Raw genomic sequence first — 18,570 nt, 5'->3', positions numbered from 1 at the left:
CATGATGAACACGCTGATTGCAGTGATTCTGGCCTTCGCCTTCTACTACCCGCTGTTCATGGCCTGGTTGTGGATGCAGGGTGCAGTGTTTTACTACTGGCATTACGAACGCAAGGACCCGCCGGTATCCCAGCCGCCTGTACTGGATTACCCGCCGGTTTCGGTCATCATCCCCTGCTACAACGAGGGAAAGAATGCCCGGGAAACCATAGGCGCAGCGCTGGCGCTGGATTATCCGGATTTCGAAGTGATTGCGGTCAACGACGGCAGCACCGACGATACCGGCAGCATCCTGAACGAGCTGGCCGCAAGCAACCCGCGCTTGCGCGTGATCCACCAGTCCCCCAACCAGGGCAAGGCGGTGGGGCTGAACACTGCGCTGGCCTTTTCGCGCAACGAGTACCTGCTGTGCATTGATGGCGATGCGGTACTCGACCCGTACTCGGCCAAATGGTTGCTGCGCCACTTCATCAACTCGCCACGGGTGGCTGCCGTCACCGGTAACCCGCGCATCCGCAACCGTACCACGCTGCTGGGGAGGCTGCAGGTGGGCGAGTTCACCGCCATCATCGGTCTGATCAAGCGTGCGCAGCGTTCGTATGGCCGGCTATTCACGGTATCGGGCGTCATCACGGCCTTCCGCAAATCGGCGGTGATCGAAGCTGGCATGTGGAGCGAGGACATGCTGACCGAAGATATCGATATCAGCTGGAAGCTGCAGCACAAGCACTGGGCAGTGCGTTTCGAGCCGCATGCGCTGGTCTGGATCCTGATGCCGGAAACCATCCAGGGCCTGTTCAAGCAGCGGGTGCGCTGGGCCAAGGGCGGCACCCAGGCGCTGATGCGCAATGCCTGGGTATTCACCAGCTGGCGCCACCGCTATATGTGGCCCATCTACATGGAGTACTTCCTCAGCGTGGTGTGGTCTTACAGCATGGCCTTCGTCATTTGCTACTGGCTGGCCTCCCTGGTGTTGCCCAACATGCTGCAAACCATCTCCAGTCCCTTCCTGCCGGGCTGGTACGGACTGTTGCTGGGCTATACCTGCCTGACACAGTTTGCCGTGAGCAAGGCGATCGACAGTCAGTACGACAAGGGCCTGGGCAAGAATTACTACTGGATGATCTGGTATCCGCTGGCGTACTGGTTGCTGAATGTGGTGACCTCGGTGTACGCCTTTCCTCAAGCCATCATCAGAAAGAAAGGGACACGGGCCCGCTGGACCAGTCCCGATCGGGGAGTACAACATGGAAAGTAGCGCAGACAAGCTGATTATCGAAGCACCGCACTTGCTGACACCACCGCAGCGCTTCTTTTCGTGGTTGCTTACCACGCTGGGTTGGCTGGCGTGGTTCTATCTGTGGCTGCCAGCCTTTCAATGGTGCTGGAACGTGGTGCAGACCGGGGTGCTGTTTGATACCGAAGGACGTGTTGGCGAGCTGACCACCCTGGGGATTTATACCCTGATTGGGGTCTTTCTGGGCCTGACGCTGATCGTGTGGGCCATGTCCAGTTACTACAAGTATAAGGGTGTGGACCGACGCAAGAGCCGTGGCGACACCCGGCCGCAGGATGTGGCCGACCAGCTTGGTATTCCGCTGGAGGTGCTGCAGGCCGGCAAGGACAAGCAGGTCATGGTGGTGCATCATTTGCCGGATGGCGGTGTTTCCCGGATTGAAGCCCTGTCCTGATCCTGCCTGGATGTGATGTAAAGAAATGCCCTGTCCCGGTTTTGTCCGGGCAGGGCATTCTCTTTTGTACACAATAACTTGGCTATCTATTGGCAATGCCGACCATTATTTTCGCGGAATGATCAAGATTGCTGTCGGCAGGTAAATACACTAGGCTTATTCCCAGAGGCCAATAATGGTATTGGCGATAATAGCCTTGCAGCGCTCGCTCAGCCTGATTTGTTTAATTTGTTTCAATCAGCCTGAATAACTGCACGCATCTCCTGCAATCACAGCCATGATTTGCAAGAATAAAAAATAAAGCCTTCAGGGGAATATTTATGACAGTTGCACGCAGAATCCTGTTTCAAATTCTCATTTCGGTTATTGCCCTGCTGGTTGTGGGTGGTGCCGGCATCGTAACCCAGAACAAGTTATCTGCCACGGCCAGCAATTTTGCCGAAAACGATTATCCAAGCATCATCACGCTGGATGAGTTCAACTCGGCAGCAACCGAAATGCGTCTGGGAGGACTGCAATATGTCACGGCCTATACCCCCAGTGAAAAAGAGCAATTCAGAAGCCGTATTGAGAATGGTTATCGTAAGGCAAAACAGAATATTGCCGCCTATGAAAAGCTGATCAATGACGATGACGACCGTCGGCTTTATGAGGCGGAAAAGAAAAACCTGGATGATTACTATACCAAGCTGCAACCGGTTATGCAGGCGTTTGACCAAGGAGACATGGAGCTGGTCAAGAAAATCCGCAATGCTACGTTGACGCCATCCGGCAAAGTGTTGTCCAAGGGTATTGATGACCATATCAAGTACAACAAGGACTACGTGCAGAAGGAAATAGAAGTGACGCATCAGGAAGTGCGCACTTCGCTGATATTGGCCATATCGGTGCTGGTGATGGCCATTATCATCTTGATTATCAGCGGTTTGCGCACGTTTGCCGCTGTCACCCGGCCGCTGAATGAGCTTAAAAGCACCATGCACGATATCGAGGACAAGCTGGATTTCACCCTCCAGGTGAAAGTGCACCATCCGCATGATGAAATCGGCAGCACGGCCACTGCCTTCAACCGACTGATCGGCCGGGTCAACCAAAGCCTGCGCGAAATCAGCGACAGCTGCCGCCAGGTCACCAGCTACACCACCAGCCTGGCCACGGCTGCCAGACATGTGTCCGATGCCGCCAGCAAGCAGAACGAAGCCTCGGCCAGCATTGCCGCCACCATGGAACAGCTGACGGTCAGCATCAACCACGTTGGCAGCCGTGCCGGCAGCACCAGCGAAAAAAGCATCGAGGCCAGTGACCTGGCGGATTCCGGCCATACCGTGATTGGCCGTACCGTGACCGACATCCAGTCCATTCACCACACCGTGGGCCATGCGGCGCAATGCATCGACGAGCTGGAGCAGCAAAACAGCAAGGTGGCGGCCTCGGTTGGCGACATCAAGGACATCGCCGAACAGACCAATCTGCTGGCGCTCAATGCCGCCATTGAGGCTGCCCGTGCCGGCGAGCAGGGCCGCGGCTTTGCCGTGGTGGCAGATGAAGTGCGTAAGCTGGCCGAGCGCACCTCGGTGCTGACACGTGAAATTGACGAGGTGATCAAGGGCATCACCAATATCTCGCGCCAGAGTGCCGAAGCCATGAGCCAGACCCAAGTCAAGGTGGAAGACGGTGTGCATGGCGCAGATGAGGCCTTGCAAGCCATCAGCCGTATCGGCAAGGCATCGGGAGATGCGCGTCAGATGGCCGTGGAAATTGCTGATGCCATCCGCGAACAGGCCAGCGCCAGCAACAGCATTGCCGCCCAGATCGAACAGATTGCCCAGATGGCGGAGCGTTCCAGTGATGCCGCCGCCGAAACGGCAGAAACCGCCAACCAGCTGGATGCCTCCGTGGCGGTGATGACCAGTGCAGTAGGGCGTTACCGGCTGTAAACCTCGCCTCGCCCTTTCCGCACCTCAAGCCCGGTATGCCGGGCTTTTTTGCGAATTGCATCTTGAGCCATGGCATGATGTAGCACCTACGATTACCGGATGCGACACCATGCTTAACCAGGCTTTTGATTACAAGTTATGGGCCGATCAGCGCACGCTGCTGGCCGCTCGCACGCTGGATGCGGTCGCCCAGCCACAGGCGTTTGCCTTTGTCTGTCAGCAATTCAATCACATGCTTATCGTGGAAGAGCTGTTTCGCGCCCGGTTGCTGGGCTTGGCCGCACCGCATGCCGCCACCAATACCGCGCAATTGCCAGCGCTGGACGAACTGGAAAACCGCCTTATGGCGTCGGACATCTGGTTTGCTGACCATATAACTGGTCTTGCGCCTGCCAGTCGTGAACAAATCATCCGCTTTGATTTTGCCGATGGGCAGGCTGGCAGCATGAGCCGGCTGGAAATCCTGTTCCACATCATCAATCACGGCACTTATCATCGCGGTGCCATCGGCCATGCCCTGGAGAGGGCCGGCGCACCGCGCCCGGCTGATACCTATACGCTTTATATTCATGCCGCCGAACCACAGCGCCGCCTGCGCTGAGCCCGTCTAGTGGGTAGTACACACTTGGCAGGGATCGAAGCTGCGCACGATATGCTGCACCTGCAGGGCTTGCGGGTCGCTGGCCTCCACCCCTTCCAGTGCTTTTTCCAGCGGGCCGGGCAGGCCCTGGCTGTCGCGCGGCGAGAAATTCCATGTCGTCGGCGCGATGATCTGGTAACGGCTGATACGCCCGGCATCCAGTGCCACCCAATGCCCCAGCATGCCGCGCGCCGCTTCGGTCAGGCCGATGGCCTGGCTGTGCTGCGGCTGGGTAGGGGCAGCCAGCTGGAAGGCGTCGTCCAGTTGTAGTGCCGCCAGCCATTGTTCCATCTGCGGCACGATGCGTGCCACTTCGGTAAGGCGTGCCACCACCCGGTTCAGTACATTGCCACCATGTTCTGCCACCAGGGCAAGCAGCAGCGGCTCGCCACGCAGCAGGCCGCGGGCCAGCGCGCCGGTTTCGGCGGCAGCACCGGCAATGCGAGGGGCCTTGCTCCAGCTATAGCCTTCGGCCTTGTCCGGCAGCGGCACCGTGTCATTGTGTAAGGGAGCTGCCGAACCCTCGCCAGCCAGCCAGCTGCTGTGGTTGTCCTCGCTGATGTCGTCCAGCGCCAGCGGCAGGCGACTGCCGTCCTGCCATACTCCGGCCGGGCTCCAGCAGCCATCCGGCGCGGCATAGGCGTCGGCGGCAATAAAGCGGTCGTAGCTGCGGCCCAGGGTGTGCAAGTGCAGCTGGTCGGCAATGTCGAGGAAGCAGGCGAAGTCCGCCTTGGGGGCTTGCTGGCGGTAATTTGCCAGTGCCTCAGGCGTGTCCAGTGCGCTAATGGCTTCCAGTGGCAGGCCGAAGGTGTGCTGTTCCAGATAACGGCGGAAGGTGCGCAACCATTGCTGCAAGCGTACCCGTTCTGCCGCACTGACCACCTTGGTGACGCCACCCGGTTGCAGGCACAGCGTGTGCGGCCAGTGGCCGGCCAGGCTGCCCATGAAGCGCATCAGGATGGCGCGTGCCTCCAGCATGGGGGCGACGCTGCTGCCGCGCTGGGCCTGGAAGCGGGCGAGGGTGTCTGCATGCCAGGGCCGGGACTGGTAGTCGGCACGGGCAAAATCCGGCATGAAGAACAAATAGAAATGGCTGAGATGGTCGGCAATGTTTTCCACTGCGTGGACCAGATTGCGCACATGCAGGCCATTGGGGGGCGGGCTGATGCCATACAGGGCGGACAGCGCATTGGCCGCGGCCACCGATTGCGAAACCGAACAGATGCCGCAGATGCGCGGCACGATGGCCAGCGCGTCCAGTGGCTCGCGGCCCAGCAATATCCGTTCGAAACCGCGAAACAGCGGGGCGGTGACGCGGGCGGCACTGACCTTGCCGTCGGCAAAATCCAGTGTGATGTTCAGATCGCCCTCGACACGGTTGAAGGGGCCAAGAATGCGGCGGCTCATGCTTTGTTCTTTTTCGGCAGGGAAGGTGGCACGGTGATGCGGTCGCGGGTGGCATTCTGCCGTACCCGGGCCGGCGTGGCGGATTTGGACAGCGTGGCCAGCGCCACAAACCAGGCCTTGGGCATGTCGGTGGGCAGGCCCACCGGGAAGCCGGCCACCTGTGGTGTGCTGAAGAAACCATGGCTGGGGTCGGCAAAATCCGGCGCGGTGCAGTTGATGCAGGGGTAGCCACCGGTGAGGCAGGAGCCTTCGCCGTTCCAGCCACGGCTATTGCAGTCGGCATGGGCCTGGGTGCCCTTGCAGCCCACGTGTTCCATCAGGCAGCCCATCTGGCCCGGTGCCGTGGCACTGGCCTTGAATTCGTAAAATTCGTTCTTGTCGCAGCCGTGGTGTACCAGCTTGTCGGCGTAAAAGCGCGGGCGGCCCAAGGGGTCGAGGTCGCTGGCCTTGAGGCTGTCACTGGCCAGCAAGGCCAGGGTTTCCAGGACCCAGCCCGGATGGGTGGGGCAGCCGGAGATATTCACCACCGGCAGGCCGCCGGCAGCATGGAAATCGCCGCCCAGCAGCCCGCCGGGATGATTGCCGCTGTGGTTCAGTCCGGTAGCGCCGGTCAGGTTGTCGCCCGCTGCACTGATGCCACCATAGGCCGCGCAAGTACCCACGGCGATAACCTGGCTGGCGCGGCGGGCCAGTTGTTCGATCAGCGTGCTCATGGCCTGGCCGTCCGGCAGCAGGTGAAAGCGCCCGGCAGCACCGGTCATCACCGCACCTTCCAGACACAGCATGTCCAGTGGCTCATCGCCATTGGCCAGTGCTTGTAGCAAGTGCATGGCTTCATCCAGGCTTTGTTCGGCAAAGCTCGGGTGCCAGATCAGCTCGATGCCGATGTCTTCCAGCGTGGTGAACAGGCTGGGCGATTCGGCATTCAGCAGCGACAGGGTACAGCCGCCGCAGCCGCCGGATTGCAGCCACAGCAGGCGTTTATTTTTCGAGGCCATAGCGGGTCAGCTTGTTACGCAGGCCAACGCGGGACAGTCCCAGTTCGGCGGCGGCGCGGGTTTTGTTCCAGCGCAGCCGGGTGAGGGTTTCGCGCAGGATCTGTTTTTCCAGCTCGTCCATGCGGGTTTTCAGATCGCCCGGCAGGCCGGACAAAAACGCCAGCTCGGCCACCTGTTCTTCGGCCGCGGCTTGCAGTACTTCGGCAGACAGCAGGTCGGCCCCCAGCAACTCGTCGTCGCTCAATACCAGCATGCGGTTGATTTCATTGCGCAACTGCCGCACATTGCCGGGCCAGCGGTAGTCCTGCAGTGCCTGCAGGGTGTCCTCGCCAAAGCGGGCGGTGGGGCGTTGATAGTGATGGCGCGCGTCTTCCAGCAGGGCGCGGGCAATCAGCGGGATATCCTGTGGCCGTTCGCGCAGCGGCGGCACGCTGACGGTGAAGGCGGACAGCCGGTAGTACAGGTCTTCGCGAAACTGGCCGGCGCGCACCAGTTCGGGCAACAGCTTGTTGGTGGCGGATACCACGCGCACATTCACTTTCAATGGACGCGGGCTGCCCACCGGGCGGATTTCGCCTTCCTGCAGCACGCGTAGCAGCTTGGCCTGAAAGGCGGGCGAGGTTTCGCCGATTTCATCCAGGAAAATGGTGCCGCCATCGGCTTGCTGGAACAGGCCGATGCGGTCCTGATAGGCCCCGGTGAAGGCACCGCGCTTGTGGCCGAACAACTCGCTTTCCAGTAGTTGTTCCGGCATGGCGGCGCAGTTTTCCACCACGAAGGGGCGGTCACGGCGGTGGCTGGCATAGTGCAGCGCGCGCGCCAGCAATTCCTTGCCTACGCCGGATTCGCCTTCAATCAGTACGGAGATGTCAAACGGCGCCACCCGCGACAGCAGCGCGCAGATCTTGCTCATGCTGCTGTCTGCAGCCCGGATGATATTGTCCATGGCCGAGCGCTCGCGCATCTGCTCGCGCTTGCTGTCCACCCGCACCTTGAGCCAGGGTTCGGACGATTTCAGCTCCACGTTCAGCAGTTCGTTTTCCTGCTGCAGGCGGAACAGTTCCGCTGCGCCCTGTACCGTCAGCAGCAGTGATTCCGGCCGCCACGGCTTGAGCAAGTACTGGTAGATGCCGGCATCGTTGACGGCGGCAATGATGTCGGCGTTGTCGGTGTAACCGGACAGGATGATGCGGATGACTTGCGGGCAGCGCTCACGCACCTGCTGGAGAAACTCCACGCCGCTCATGTCCGGCATGCGCTGGTCGCTGACAACCACCTGGATGAATTCCGAATCCAGAATGGCCAGCGCTTCGGCTCCACCGCTGGCAGTGAACAGGGTGAAGTCGTCTTCCAGCGTGCGTTCCAGGGCTTCCAGTGAACGGATTTCATCATCCACCAGCAAGATGGCGGGTTTGGCGCGCATTGTTGTTATTCCCCAAAATGTGTTCTATGCGGTGTGTTCGGTACGGTGCGGGCCGGCAAGCCCGGCGAATTATTGTTGTTTGCGCTAGCGGATACGGGCTTAGCAAATGCGTGGCAGCATCTCGCCGCTCAGCCAGTCCAGCAGGCGTTCGCCGCCAAAATCGGTCTGTACCCGCACAAACTGGTGGGCATCGGCTACCACTTCACCAATGATGGCAGCCTGCTGTCCCAGCGGGTGGGCTTGCAGGGCGGCCAGTGCCGCTGCCGCCTCTGCTGCCGGGCAGATGGCCACCAGTTTACCTTCATTGGCAATGTAGAGCGGGTCCAATCCCAGAAATTCGCAGGCGGCGCGCACGCTGGCCTGTACCGGAATGGCGCTTTCCTGCAGGCGCATGCCCACGCCGGACTGCTGGGCGATTTCGTTGAGCGTGGTGGCCAGGCCGCCACGGGTGGGGTCGCGCATCAGGCGCAGGCCGGGGCTGGCGGCCAGCAGTGCGGCGGCCAGGGTATGCAGGGCCGCGCTGTCGGACAGGATGGGGCTGGCAAAGCCCAGCCCTTCGCGCTGTGACATCACCGCCATGCCATGATCACCCAGCGTGCCGGACAGCAGGATCACATCGCCGGGACGGGCCTGATCGCCGGACAGCTTCACCTCGTCGGCCACCACGCCCACGCCGGTGGTGGAAATGAACACGCCATCGCCCTTGCCGCGTTCCACCACCTTGGTGTCGCCGGTGACAATGGCCACCCCGGCCGCGCGCGCAGCGGCAGCCATGGAGCGCACGATGCGCGCCAGGTCAGCCAGCGGCAAGCCTTCTTCCAGAATGAAACCAGCCGACAGATACAGGGGCGTGGCACCGCCCATGGCCAGGTCATTCACCGTGCCATGCACCGCCAAGCTGCCGATGTCGCCACCGGGGAAAAACAAGGGTGAGATGACGTGGCTGTCAGTGGCAATGGCAATGCGTCCGCCCGGTGGCGGCAGGATGGCCTGATCATTACCCTGCGCCAGCCAGTCGTTGGCAAATTCGGCGGCAAACAGCTCGCTCACCAGCTGGGCCATGGCGCGGCCACCGCTGCCGTGGGTGAGGTTGACCAGGCCGTGCTTGAGGTCGAGCGGACGGGTGTAGGGCTTGCTCATGCCGTGGCTCCCTGTACGAAACGGCCATAGTGGTAATGCGCGGCACAGGCCCCTTCGCTGGACACCATGCAGGAGCCCAGCGGGTTGTCCGGCGTGCAGACAATGCCGAATACCTTGCAGTCCTGCGGTTGCTTCTGGCCGCGCAGGATGGCACCGCACTCACAGGCCTTGTGGTCCGGCACATGGCGATACGGCAGGGCAAAGCGCAGCTCGGCGTCAAATTCGGCAAAGTCCGGGTGAATGGCCAGCGCGGAGTGCGGCACCTGGCCCAGGCCGCGCCATTCAAAGCTGTCGCGCAGCACCATGGTTTGCGCCACCCGCTCGCGGGCTTTCTGATTGCCTTCGTGGGTTACGGCGCGGCTGAACTGGGTTTCCACCTCGGTGCGGCCCTGATTGATCTGCTCCACCAGCATGGCGACCGCCTGCAGCACGTCCAGCGGTTCGAAACCGGCAATCACCACCGGCTTGGCAAACTCCTTGGCCACGGCAGCATAGGGCGCGCTGCCAATGACGGTGCTGACGTGGGAGGGGCCGATAAAGCCGTCCAGCTGCACCGCGTCACCCGCTGCCAGCAGATGGCGCATGGCCGGCGGGGTGAGCACGTGGTTGCAGAACACGCTGAAATTGGCCAGCTGTTCTTGCCGTGCCTGCAACAGCGCCAGTGCGGTGGGCGGGGTGGTGGTTTCAAAGCCGATGGCAAAGAACACCACCTGCTTGTGCGGGTTGTCACGGGCGATCTGCAGCGCGTCATTGGTGGAGTACACCATGCGCACGTCCGCGCCCTTGGCGCGCGCCTGATACAGGCTCATCTTGTTGGAGGCAGGCACGCGCAGGGTGTCGCCATAGCTGCACAGGATGACATCCGGACGCAAGGCCAGCTCGATGGCGGAATCCACCCGGCCGATTGGCAGCACGCATACCGGACAGCCGGGGCCGTGGATCAGCCTGATATTGTCCGGCAGCAAGCCGGTGAGGCCGTAGCGGGCAATGGCGTGGGTGTGGCCGCCGCAAAACTCCATCAGCCGGTATTCACGGGCCGGGTCGACCAGCTTGCAGATGTGTGCTGCCATGCCGCGGGCAATGTCGCCGCGGCGGAATTCGTCTACATACTTCATGCCTGCTCCCCCGCAGCCAATTGATCCATCAAGGCCAGGGTGCGGGCCGCTTCTTCCGGGTCCAGCTTGCCGATGGCATAACCCACATGCAGGATGACGTAGTCGCCCTCCTGCGGGGCGTCGATCAGGGCGACTGATACTTCACGGCTGACGCCGTCCACGTCCACTACTGCCATCTCCTCGGGCAGCAGCTGGCTGATTCTTACCGGCATGGCCAGGCACATGGTTGTTTCTCCTTGTTATTGTGTTTGCGCAGGTGCGGGTTTCAGGACAAGGTGTCCGGTGCATTGCTCTGCAGCAGGCGTTGCCGCGCCACCCAGGCCTGACCCAGACTCAGGCCGCCGTCATTGGGCGGCAGTTTGCGGGCGGTGTAGACCTGCAGGCCGGCAGCGGCCAGCAGCGGCAGCAGCTGTTGCAACAGCTGGCGATTGGCACAGCAGCCACCGGCCAGTACCAGCTGGCGCATGCCGGTAGTGCTGGCAGCCTGGCTGGCCCAGTCTGCCAGTGCATGGGCCAGCGTGGCATGCCACAGGCTGGCAATGGCAAGCGGGTCGGTCAGTTGCAGCAGCTGGCGTGCCAGCGGGGTGAGGTCCAGCAAATTGGCGGCAGACACCTGCCAGCCGCTGGCCAGCGGTGCGCAGGGTGCAGTCAGCGCCTCCAGCTTTTGCGCGGCCTCGCTCTCGAAGCTTTGCTCCGGACAGATGCCGGCCAGGCCGGCAATGGCGTCAAACCAGCGCCCCATACTGGTGGTGTCTGGACAGTTGAGCCCGGTTTCCAGCTGGCGCAACAGCATGGGCAGGCCGGGGCGCTCGCTCAGGTGCTGCGGCAAGGGCAGCTCGCCGGCCAGCCTGTGCCACAAGCCCACGGCCATGCGCCATGGTTCACGGGCGGCCTTGTCGCCACCGGGCAGCGGCAAGGGGGTGATGTGGCCGATGCGCTCGCAACTGGCACCTTCCAGCATCATCAGCTCGCCGCCCCAGGCACCGCCGTTCTTGCCCAGGCCGTAACCGTCCAGCGCCAGCCCCAGCAACGGGCCTTGCAGGCCCTGTTCGGCCATGACAGCGGCCAGATGGGCATGGTGGTGTTGTACCGGTAGCAAGGGAATGCCCAGCTGTTGCGACCATTGCTGCGCCAACTGGCTGGAAAAGCTGTCCGGCTGCAAATCACAGGCAATGGCCTGCGGGCTGACGCCGGTGAGGTCCAGCAGGTGCTGGGCGGTCTGTTCCAGTGCTTCGCAGCTAAGCGGGTGGTCCAGGTCGCCCACATGTTGCGACACAAAGGCTTCGTCGCCGCGCAGCACGGTGGCGGTGGTCTTGAGGTAAGCGCCCAGCGCCAGCACGTCCGGCCCGCTATCGGCCAGTGGCAGCGGGTCTGGCACGAAGCCGCGCGCCCGGCGGTAGAACAGCGGCTGATCGTCCTGCAATGCCAGTACGCTGTCGTCGCAGCGGGTGACGATGCTGCGGTTGTGCAGCAGGAACACGTCGGCCACCTTGTTCAGCCGTTCGCGCGCTTCCTGATTGCTGGTGACAATCGGTTCGCCGGACAGATTGGCACTGGTCATCACCCAGATGCGCTCACAGGCTTGCTCGCGCCATTGCTCACCTTGCGGTCGGCCCAGCGCTTCGTGAAACAGCAGCCATTGCAGCGGGGTATAGGGCAGCATCACGCCGATGGCGGCAATGCCGGGTGCGATGTCCGGCATCAGTTGGTCGGCTTCCGGTTTTTTTTGCAGCAGCACGATGGGCCGTTCCGGACGTTGCAGCCAGGCGGCTTCCTGCGGGCTGACTTCACAAAATGCCCGCACCGATTCCACATTCAGTGCCATTACCGCCAGCGGTTTGCCGGGGCGATGCTTGAGCTGGCGCAGCCGCGCTACTGCTTCCGGATTGGTGGCATCGCATACCAGATGAAAACCACCCAGCCCTTTCATGGCAATGCTGCGGCCCATGCGCAGGATTTGCCAGGCACCATGCAGCGGATCACCATTGAGAGAGATGCCAAAGCGGTCGGTCAGTTGCATCTGCGGGCCGCAGTCCGGACAGGCGGTGGGCTCGGCATGAAAGCGGCGGCTGTGCGGGCTTTGGTATTCGCTGCGACAGGACGGACACAGCAAAAAGGGCAGCATGCTGGTGTTGGCGCGGTCGTAGGGCAGGCGGTGAGTAACGGTGTAGCGCGGGCCGCAATCGGTACAGTTGATGAAGGCGTAGCGATAGCGGCGATTGGCCGGGTCGAACAACTCGGCGAGGCAGGCCGGACAGGTGGCGCTGTCTGCCGGCAGACGGGCCTGGGTGGTGCTGCCACTGCTGCTGCGGATTTCAAAGTCGTCTTCATCCGGCAACGGGTCAAGCAGGCTTTGCTGCATGCTGTCGATCTGGGCCAGCGGCGGCAAATCCTGTTGCAGATGCAGTTGGAAGGCATCCAGCTGGCTGCTGCTGCCCTGCAGTTCGATGGTGACGCCTTCTCCGGTGTTGAGTACAAAGCCGGACAGGCCTTCCGCCTGGGCGGTACGCCAGATGAAGGGGCGGAAGCCCACTCCCTGAACCCGGCCGCGGATGGCCAGTCGCAAGCGTTGTGTCGGCATGATTCAGCGGCGCTCCTGCAGCTGTTGTTCCAGTGCGGCAATCTGCTGGCGCAGGCGGGCCACTTCGCGCTGTTTTACCAACTGGGCATCGTTCATTTCCAGCAGCAGCCAGTCCACCCATACGTCCATGCCGTCGCCGCTCTTGCTGGACAGCTGCATTACCTTGATTTTCGGGTTGATGCGACGGGCGTTGGCAATGCATACGTCGACATCGAAATCCAGATGACGCAGCAGGTCGATCTTGGTCAGCAGCATGATGTCGGCGGCGGCAAACATGTCCGGGTACTTCAGCGGTTTGTCCTCACCCTCGGTAACGGACAGGATGGCCACCTTGTGCGCCTCGCCCAGATCAAAAGCCGCCGGGCATACCAGATTGCCCACGTTTTCGATCAGCAACAGGCTGTCATCGGCCGGGTTCAGCTGTTCCAGCGCCTGGCCCACCATGTGGGCGTCCAGATGGCAGCCCTTGCCGGTGTTGATCTGGATGGCGGGCGCGCCGGCGGCGCGGATGCGCTCGGCATCGTTGCTGGTTTGCTGGTCGCCTTCCACCACGTATACCAGGGTGTCGCTGCCCAGTTGGCGGATGGTTTCGGCCAGCAGGGTGGTTTTGCCCGAGCCGGGGCTGGATACCAGATTGAGCGCAAAAATGCCACGGTCGCGCAGCCACTGGCGGTTTTGCGCGGCATAGCCATCGTTCTTGGACAGGATGTCCTGTTCTATCTTCACCATGCGCGCCTGGCTCAGGCCCGGCGCATGGGCATGGGCGGCACCCTGACCGTAATGCAGCGCCGCACCGCCCGCCTGCTGACTGAGCGTGGGCTGGTATTCCTGCCCAGCGTGCGCCGTTGCGGCTGGCACGGGCTGGGCATGATGATGCTGGTCGTGGTCGTGGTCGTGGTCGTGGTCGTGGGAATGGCCATGATCATGAGAGTGCGCATGGTGCGGACGATAGGGAAACTTCACGCCGCCGGGAGCCCGGCCTTCAATCTTGACATTGCCTTTGCTGCAGCCGCAAACGGTACACATTGCTGCCTCTCCTTGTATTTTCGTTCTGATGGCAGTGGCCGCCAGGCCATCTGCCTGTACTCTTTGCGCCGGTGGTGGCTTATTCCACTTCCAGCTCGCTGACGCGCATTTCATCGCCACCGGTCACTTGCACCTGATGCTTGCCGCATAGCGGACAGGCATCGAAGCGGGCGTGGATGGCCACCTGCTGGCTGCAAGCCAGGCACCAGCCTTCACCGGGCTGGCGCACAAAGTGAAAGCGCGCGCCATCGGCCAGCGTGTCGCGGCTGACCACTTCCAGGCAAAAATCCAGTGCTTCCACTTCCACCCCGGCCAGCTCGCCTATGCTCAGCCATACCTGTTTTACCCGCTGGAAGTCCTGGGCCTTGGCCTGGCCTTCCAGCAACTGGATGATGCCCTCGGCCAGTGACATTTCATGCATATTCGGTTTCCTTGCTCACACTGTATGCCACACAGGGGTCGATCAGGCTGATCTGGCGCTGCCATTCTGCGTCAGACGCTGCCGCCAGAAAACCCAGGCTTACCCGCAATACCCCTTCCGGGTGCGCATGCCACAGCGTGGGCGGCACCACCCGGTAACGGCTGATACGGCCATTTTCATCCAGTGCCGCCAGATGCAGCAGCGGCCCGCGTGCGGTGTCCACCAGCGCCAGTGCGCCATCGGGCAGTCTGGCGGCGCTGGCTTGCAGCTGTGTGCCGGTCAGCCAGCGCGCCAGTTGCAGCAGCCGGGCCAGCAGCCGTGCGCGCGGGTACAGACCTTGTTGCAGCAAGCCGGGCAGTTGCTCCGCCTCGCGCGCCAGTGCGCTCACCTCGCGCGCTTGTCCCTGCCACACCGGCCCGCCGGGGCGCAGCCAGTCGGCCAGATTGTCGGCCAGCATGCCTGCGCCAAGCGGTGGCAGCAGGGCGCAGCCGGGCTGGGCCTGACCCAGCATGCCCAGCCAGCGTGCCGGTGCGCTTGCACCTTGTTTCAACCAGGCTTGCCAGCCGTCTTCCCCGCGTTGCAGCCAGTGCTGGCAGTCTTCGCCGTAGACAAAGGCTTCGGCCAGCTTGCGCAGCGCAGGCAAGTCCTGTGCGGTTCGCCATTGAGCGGTCCACTCTGCCGCCGCCGGTGCGCCGTCAAAAGCCTGCGACCAGTCCAGCAGCAGCTTGCGCAGGGTTTCGCGCGCGGCTTCCAGTGTCAGCGTGGCACGCTGTTCATCACTTGCCGTGGCGTGTTGCCCGCCTGCCTGCTGCAGTACCAGTCTGGCGGCCAGGCTTTGGGCCTGGGCGCACAGGGAAAACAGCAGCGGGGTCATGGCAATGGCTTGCGCAACTGGCTGGCCAATGAACAGCCGCTCGGCTTCACTGCGTGGCCAGCTTACGCTGACGGCAGCGCTCCTGTCCTTGTTCTGGCTCAGATGAATACGGATCTGATCGGCTTTCATCGGCCCAGTCCAAACAGGCGGCGGCGCGACAGGTCCGGTGCGGCGGGCTGTGCCGGTGGAAACAATAGCTTGAGCACTTCTTCTGCCGTGCTGCAGGCGCTGGCCTGATCGGCAAATTGCAGCACCGGCGAAAACAGCGAGCACAGCCGGTAGTCGCCCAGTGCGGCTTCATACCCAGCCATGAAGGGCAGGGCGTCACCCGGCAGCGGCACCACCACCTCGCCACCCGGTGGCACTGGCGGCAGGCTGTCGGCTGCGGCGGGCAGTAGCAGCAGGTTCATGAACCAGGGGGTGAGCAGCACGCCCACCCATAGCTGGCCATGCGGGCCGTCCCACTGCTGAAAGCCGATGGCCTGTACCTGCAAGGCCGGGTTGAGGATGGGAATGCCCTGCATGCGTGTGTCGGCAATCTGGCGGAACACGCTTTCCAGCTGGGTGCCAGGGTTCTGGGCAGGGTTCATGCCGGTGTGTCCAGCACCATGAACTGGTCACGTGCGCCATCGCACACCGGGCAGCGCCAGTGGTCCGGCAGCGCGGAAAACGGCGTGCCGGGCGGAATCTGCCACACATCGTCGCCTTGTGCCGGGTCGTACACCCACCAGCAGATCTTGCACTCCATGCGTGCATCGTCCGCCAGGCTGGCATCGCGCCCCAGATAGGAGCCTTCGAAGCGCCCGTCCATCAGTATTCCCCTTGCAACCACTGCCATGCTTCTTGCAGGCGGTCCAGCGAGTCGGCCAGATCATCCTCCGAGGCCAGCGCCACTTCCGGAATGCGGGTGATTTCCAGCGTATCCAGCAAAATGCTGTTCATGCCGTTGAAGTACTGCACGCGCCAGACATTGCGTAGCGAGGTGGCCATGATGCGGCATTTGCCATAGCCACGGGAAAACACCCCGCTATTGCCCGGCCCCAGGATGGCATCCAGGCAATCCATGTCGGCCGGACTCATCGGCAGCAAGGAAAAGTTGATGATGTGGGCCGCGTCGCCGGGGTTTTGCATGGTGGCGGCAATTTCGGTCAGCACCGGCCCGGCATTCATCAACTGGTCGGGCAGGGAGGGGATGTCCAGCTCAGCCTTGCCAAACGCGCGGGCGGCCTGCCATACGGCGGCGGGAATCGGGCAGGCTTCAATGCGGTCGGCCAGCAGCTGGCCATCGGCACTGCTTTCCAGCACACGCCAGATGCCGGCGAATACCGATTCCTGCATGTCCAGCTCGCGCCCGTCCAGCAGCTTCACCCGACAGGACACCTCGCCTTCGCCCAGCAGCTGGTTGATCAGCTGACGGTTGGCGGCGTCAAGCTGGCTGATGTCCTGCACCGGGTAAACCTCGGCATCGCCCTTGTAGCCTTGCAACTGGGTAATCAGCTCGGCAATCACCTGTTTGGCGGCATGCAGGTGTTCCACTTCTTCCGAGGTGGGTAGGGTGGGCTGGTCGAAGCTGTCGATTTCACGCGGCAGCGGCATGTAGGCCAAGTCCGGGTCTTCCGGTTGCGAACCGGGACCAAGGCCCACCACGGCGACGGGGAAGGGTTTGATGTTCATGCGCAACCTTTCTCGCTGTTGGCACTGGTGACCGGAATGCCGACTGAAGGCGGGCGGCGGGTGGGGGCGGTGAGCTTGTCGGCAAAGCTGTGCACGATGTCCGGCCAGTCCTGCAGACCGGCGATGATGCCCACGTAGTCGCCCTGGCGCAGAAACAGCAGGGCCGGGAATTTCAGGATGCCAAAGCGTTTGGCAATGGCCTGGCTGGCCGGCAGGTCGGCATAGGCCACACGGAAGGTATCGGCGGGGAATTCGCGCAGCACTTCCGGCACGATCACCACATTGTCCAGCACTTCCGGGTATTTCACCGGGTCGGCATTCAGCATCACGATCAGGTTTGGCGTTGCGCTTGCCAGGCTGTCGAGGCTGGCGGCATCAGTTTGCATGTAGCTGGTGTCAGCCAGCCGTTGCAGCAGGTTGTCTTGCGGGTTGCTCATCAGGAGGTTTTCCTTTGTGCGTCGAATTGGGCTTGCAGATGCGGTGGCAGTTGCGGCTCGCGCTGATTGAGGTCGGCCAGATGGATGGCCGGGTCGAAGCGGCCGTTCATGGCGGCATCCAGTGCGGCCAGCGCATCCAGGATGTCGGAAGCACGTTCGGCGCTTAGCACCTCGCGTGCCGCACCCATGAATACCAGCAGCCAGTCACCGGGCTGTACTGCGCCCACCAGCGACAGGTCCACTGTTTGCCATTGCCCGGCGTGCTGACAGTCAGCCACCAGTTGGTGGCAGCGTTCCACTTGCATGGGAATGCCCAGACACATCAGCCTTCTCCTTGCAGCACGCGGTCGTCGCCGATGCGACAGGCCAGTTCGGCCGACGGGCGCTCGTCTTCATAGCGCTGCATGTCCAGACTGGCGTGGTTCAGCCGGTCATCGTCCTCGCGCGGTGTCAGGCTGACGCCCCAGTCCTGCAACTGCTGCACGGCCAGTGCAATGGCCGGTTCCAGCTGCGCACGCACCGCCTCGGTCAGGCTGCCGCCATAGTCTTCCAGCTGCACCGGCTGCACGCCGATCAGCACGATCTGGCCGGGCAGATTGCCCTTGAGGTCGGCCAGCGCCAGCACCTCGGAAAAGCCGGTCTGGTGCAGGCTCATTTTCTTGGCGGTGAGATAAGCCGGTACGGCATCGTCGCGGTACACCTTGAGCGTGCCCGGCGTGAGGCCAAAGTCGATGGCGTCCAGCAGGATCAGCCGGTCCGCTTCTTCCACATAGGGCAGCAGCAACAGGCCTTGGGTGCCACCGTCCACCACGTCGACGTTGGCGGGTAGCTGGTAGCGGGCAAACAACTGCTCGGCGGCGCGAACGCCAAAGCCTTCGTCTGCCCAGAGCAGGTTGCCCAGCCCCATGATGGTGATGTGTGCGGTGTGCATGGTCTCGATACTGCTGTAACGGAGTGGGTTACAGATCAAGATTCATGCCAGTGCCGGACTTGCAGGGAATGTGTGCTGGATCAGAGGTTTGGCGCTTATTCCATACGCAATGCAAGGACATAGCCCTGACAAATGGAAAGTGAAAGTGCAAACCATCTAACCAGTGTCGATCAGGTAGCTGTCGTGAATGGAAGCGTTCCCGGAAATTGACAAGGCCGATGCGGGAAGTGGCGGATGGTGCAGTGCATACAGCAACAGATAAATGAGCGGCCGGT

At 62.3% G+C, this 18,570-nt stretch carries 20 protein-coding genes; 4 read left to right on the top strand and 16 right to left on the bottom strand.

Features of this window, described 5'->3' with window-relative positions; all coding sequences use genetic code 11:
* Positions 1 to 4: 4 nt before the first annotated feature.
* The 4 genes from pgaC (at position 5) to QVF59_RS03370 (ending at position 4,229) form a co-directional block, all read left to right on the top strand.
* A complete protein-coding gene (pgaC, locus tag QVF59_RS03385) occupies positions 5 to 1,258 on the top strand; it encodes a poly-beta-1,6-N-acetyl-D-glucosamine synthase (protein ID WP_240902619.1) in 1,254 nt (417 codons plus the stop codon).
* A complete protein-coding gene (pgaD, locus tag QVF59_RS03380) occupies positions 1,248 to 1,691 on the top strand; it encodes a poly-beta-1,6-N-acetyl-D-glucosamine biosynthesis protein PgaD (protein ID WP_159875794.1) in 444 nt (147 codons plus the stop codon). The genes pgaC and pgaD overlap by 11 nt, the downstream gene beginning before the upstream one ends.
* 320 nt (positions 1,692 to 2,011) lie before the next feature.
* Complete coding sequence (locus QVF59_RS03375) at positions 2,012 to 3,628, top strand: methyl-accepting chemotaxis protein (protein WP_287877374.1); 1,617 nt, start codon at positions 2,012 to 2,014, stop codon at positions 3,626 to 3,628.
* Positions 3,629 to 3,737: 109 nt separating this feature from the next.
* Positions 3,738 to 4,229 carry a DinB family protein gene (locus QVF59_RS03370; RefSeq protein WP_159875798.1) on the top strand — a complete coding sequence of 164 codons (492 nt, stop codon included), beginning with the start codon at positions 3,738 to 3,740 and terminating at the stop codon, positions 4,227 to 4,229.
* A gap of 6 nt (positions 4,230 to 4,235) precedes the next feature.
* Here QVF59_RS03370 and QVF59_RS03365 read toward each other — a convergent pair whose 3' ends face one another.
* The 16 genes from QVF59_RS03365 to hybD all read right to left on the bottom strand — a co-directional run bounded on the left by QVF59_RS03365 (position 4,236) and on the right by hybD (position 18,295).
* A complete protein-coding gene (locus QVF59_RS03365) occupies positions 4,236 to 5,675 on the bottom strand; it encodes a nickel-dependent hydrogenase large subunit (RefSeq protein WP_287877372.1) in 1,440 nt (479 codons plus the stop codon).
* Entirely contained in the window at positions 5,672 to 6,673 is a 1,002-nt protein-coding gene (locus QVF59_RS03360; RefSeq protein WP_287877370.1) for an NADH-quinone oxidoreductase subunit B family protein, read from the bottom strand. Before QVF59_RS03360 ends, QVF59_RS03365 begins: the two co-directional genes overlap by 4 nt.
* Positions 6,657 to 8,096, bottom strand: coding sequence for a sigma-54-dependent transcriptional regulator (locus tag QVF59_RS03355; protein ID WP_159875804.1), 1,440 nt, complete (start codon positions 8,094 to 8,096; stop codon positions 6,657 to 6,659). Before QVF59_RS03355 ends, QVF59_RS03360 begins: the two co-directional genes overlap by 17 nt.
* Before the next feature lie 99 nt (positions 8,097 to 8,195).
* A complete protein-coding gene (hypE, locus tag QVF59_RS03350) occupies positions 8,196 to 9,236 on the bottom strand; it encodes a hydrogenase expression/formation protein HypE (protein WP_287877369.1) in 1,041 nt (346 codons plus the stop codon).
* Complete coding sequence (gene hypD, locus QVF59_RS03345) at positions 9,233 to 10,351, bottom strand: hydrogenase formation protein HypD (RefSeq protein ID WP_287877367.1); 1,119 nt, start codon at positions 10,349 to 10,351, stop codon at positions 9,233 to 9,235. Before hypD ends, hypE begins: the two co-directional genes overlap by 4 nt.
* Positions 10,348 to 10,575 (bottom strand): HypC/HybG/HupF family hydrogenase formation chaperone, encoded by a 228-nt coding sequence (locus QVF59_RS03340; protein ID WP_287877365.1) that lies wholly within the window; start codon positions 10,573 to 10,575, stop codon positions 10,348 to 10,350. The genes hypD and QVF59_RS03340 overlap by 4 nt, the downstream gene beginning before the upstream one ends.
* A 41-nt stretch (positions 10,576 to 10,616) precedes the next feature.
* Entirely contained in the window at positions 10,617 to 12,932 is a 2,316-nt protein-coding gene (gene hypF / locus QVF59_RS03335; RefSeq protein WP_287877363.1) for a carbamoyltransferase HypF, read from the bottom strand.
* Positions 12,933 to 12,935: 3 nt separating this feature from the next.
* Positions 12,936 to 13,958, bottom strand: coding sequence for a hydrogenase nickel incorporation protein HypB (hypB, locus tag QVF59_RS03330; protein WP_287877362.1), 1,023 nt, complete (start codon positions 13,956 to 13,958; stop codon positions 12,936 to 12,938).
* Positions 13,959 to 14,037: 79 nt separating this feature from the next.
* The gene (gene hypA / locus QVF59_RS03325) at positions 14,038 to 14,379 is read right to left on the bottom strand and encodes a hydrogenase maturation nickel metallochaperone HypA (protein WP_205677513.1); all 342 of its coding nucleotides are present in this window, start codon (positions 14,377 to 14,379) and stop codon (positions 14,038 to 14,040) included.
* Positions 14,372 to 15,382: a hypothetical protein gene (locus tag QVF59_RS03320; protein WP_287877361.1), complete on the bottom strand. Its 1,011-nt coding sequence runs from the start codon at positions 15,380 to 15,382 to the stop codon at positions 14,372 to 14,374. Before QVF59_RS03320 ends, hypA begins: the two co-directional genes overlap by 8 nt.
* Positions 15,379 to 15,843: a [NiFe]-hydrogenase assembly chaperone HybE gene (hybE, locus tag QVF59_RS03315; RefSeq protein WP_287877359.1), complete on the bottom strand. Its 465-nt coding sequence runs from the start codon at positions 15,841 to 15,843 to the stop codon at positions 15,379 to 15,381. The genes QVF59_RS03320 and hybE overlap by 4 nt, the downstream gene beginning before the upstream one ends.
* Entirely contained in the window at positions 15,840 to 16,064 is a 225-nt protein-coding gene (locus QVF59_RS03310; protein WP_159875820.1) for a rubredoxin, read from the bottom strand. The genes hybE and QVF59_RS03310 overlap by 4 nt, the downstream gene beginning before the upstream one ends.
* The gene (locus tag QVF59_RS03305; protein ID WP_287877358.1) at positions 16,064 to 16,927 is read right to left on the bottom strand and encodes a hydrogenase expression/formation protein; all 864 of its coding nucleotides are present in this window, start codon (positions 16,925 to 16,927) and stop codon (positions 16,064 to 16,066) included. Before QVF59_RS03305 ends, QVF59_RS03310 begins: the two co-directional genes overlap by 1 nt.
* A complete protein-coding gene (locus QVF59_RS03300) occupies positions 16,924 to 17,364 on the bottom strand; it encodes a thioredoxin domain-containing protein (protein WP_287877357.1) in 441 nt (146 codons plus the stop codon). The genes QVF59_RS03305 and QVF59_RS03300 overlap by 4 nt, the downstream gene beginning before the upstream one ends.
* Positions 17,364 to 17,687, bottom strand: a complete 324-nt coding sequence (locus QVF59_RS03295) for a HypC/HybG/HupF family hydrogenase formation chaperone (protein WP_287877356.1) — start codon at positions 17,685 to 17,687, stop codon at positions 17,364 to 17,366. The genes QVF59_RS03300 and QVF59_RS03295 overlap by 1 nt, the downstream gene beginning before the upstream one ends.
* The gene (hybD, locus tag QVF59_RS03290) at positions 17,687 to 18,295 is read right to left on the bottom strand and encodes a HyaD/HybD family hydrogenase maturation endopeptidase (RefSeq protein ID WP_287877355.1); all 609 of its coding nucleotides are present in this window, start codon (positions 18,293 to 18,295) and stop codon (positions 17,687 to 17,689) included. The genes QVF59_RS03295 and hybD overlap by 1 nt, the downstream gene beginning before the upstream one ends.
* Between the last annotated feature and the right edge of the window lie 275 nt (positions 18,296 to 18,570).

It is taken from the genome of Aquitalea sp., assembly GCF_030150775.1.
Classification (GTDB): Bacteria; Pseudomonadota; Gammaproteobacteria; order Burkholderiales; family Chromobacteriaceae; genus Aquitalea; species Aquitalea denitrificans.
The sequence above is the reverse complement of the archived record's forward strand: the minus strand, read 5'-3'. Positions and strand labels throughout refer to the sequence as shown.

What these genes read in the sequence shown, in the direction of transcription:
- QVF59_RS03340 (WP_287877365.1), bottom strand. Translation starts at nt 10,575, where the DNA reads ATGTGCCTGGCCATGCCGGTAAGAATCAGCCAGCTGCTGCCCGAGGAG.
- QVF59_RS03370 (WP_159875798.1), top strand. Translation starts at nt 3,738, where the DNA reads ATGCTTAACCAGGCTTTTGATTACAAGTTATGGGCCGATCAGCGCACG.
- hypA (WP_205677513.1), bottom strand. Translation starts at nt 14,379, where the DNA reads ATGCATGAAATGTCACTGGCCGAGGGCATCATCCAGTTGCTGGAAGGC.
- QVF59_RS03375 (WP_287877374.1), top strand. Translation starts at nt 2,012, where the DNA reads ATGACAGTTGCACGCAGAATCCTGTTTCAAATTCTCATTTCGGTTATT.
- hybE (WP_287877359.1), bottom strand. Translation starts at nt 15,843, where the DNA reads ATGAACCCTGCCCAGAACCCTGGCACCCAGCTGGAAAGCGTGTTCCGC.
- QVF59_RS03360 (WP_287877370.1), bottom strand. Translation starts at nt 6,673, where the DNA reads ATGGCCTCGAAAAATAAACGCCTGCTGTGGCTGCAATCCGGCGGCTGC.
- QVF59_RS03300 (WP_287877357.1), bottom strand. Translation starts at nt 17,364, where the DNA reads ATGAGCAACCCGCAAGACAACCTGCTGCAACGGCTGGCTGACACCAGC.
- QVF59_RS03365 (WP_287877372.1), bottom strand. Translation starts at nt 5,675, where the DNA reads ATGAGCCGCCGCATTCTTGGCCCCTTCAACCGTGTCGAGGGCGATCTG.
- QVF59_RS03295 (WP_287877356.1), bottom strand. Translation starts at nt 17,687, where the DNA reads ATGTGTCTGGGCATTCCCATGCAAGTGGAACGCTGCCACCAACTGGTG.
- pgaC (WP_240902619.1), top strand. Translation starts at nt 5, where the DNA reads ATGAACACGCTGATTGCAGTGATTCTGGCCTTCGCCTTCTACTACCCG.
- hybD (WP_287877355.1), bottom strand. Translation starts at nt 18,295, where the DNA reads ATGCACACCGCACACATCACCATCATGGGGCTGGGCAACCTGCTCTGG.
- QVF59_RS03355 (WP_159875804.1), bottom strand. Translation starts at nt 8,096, where the DNA reads ATGCGCGCCAAACCCGCCATCTTGCTGGTGGATGATGAAATCCGTTCA.
- hypB (WP_287877362.1), bottom strand. Translation starts at nt 13,958, where the DNA reads ATGTGTACCGTTTGCGGCTGCAGCAAAGGCAATGTCAAGATTGAAGGC.
- hypF (WP_287877363.1), bottom strand. Translation starts at nt 12,932, where the DNA reads ATGCCGACACAACGCTTGCGACTGGCCATCCGCGGCCGGGTTCAGGGA.
- pgaD (WP_159875794.1), top strand. Translation starts at nt 1,248, where the DNA reads ATGGAAAGTAGCGCAGACAAGCTGATTATCGAAGCACCGCACTTGCTG.
- hypE (WP_287877369.1), bottom strand. Translation starts at nt 9,236, where the DNA reads ATGAGCAAGCCCTACACCCGTCCGCTCGACCTCAAGCACGGCCTGGTC.
- hypD (WP_287877367.1), bottom strand. Translation starts at nt 10,351, where the DNA reads ATGAAGTATGTAGACGAATTCCGCCGCGGCGACATTGCCCGCGGCATG.
- QVF59_RS03310 (WP_159875820.1), bottom strand. Translation starts at nt 16,064, where the DNA reads ATGGACGGGCGCTTCGAAGGCTCCTATCTGGGGCGCGATGCCAGCCTG.
- QVF59_RS03305 (WP_287877358.1), bottom strand. Translation starts at nt 16,927, where the DNA reads ATGAACATCAAACCCTTCCCCGTCGCCGTGGTGGGCCTTGGTCCCGGT.
- QVF59_RS03320 (WP_287877361.1), bottom strand. Translation starts at nt 15,382, where the DNA reads ATGAAAGCCGATCAGATCCGTATTCATCTGAGCCAGAACAAGGACAGG.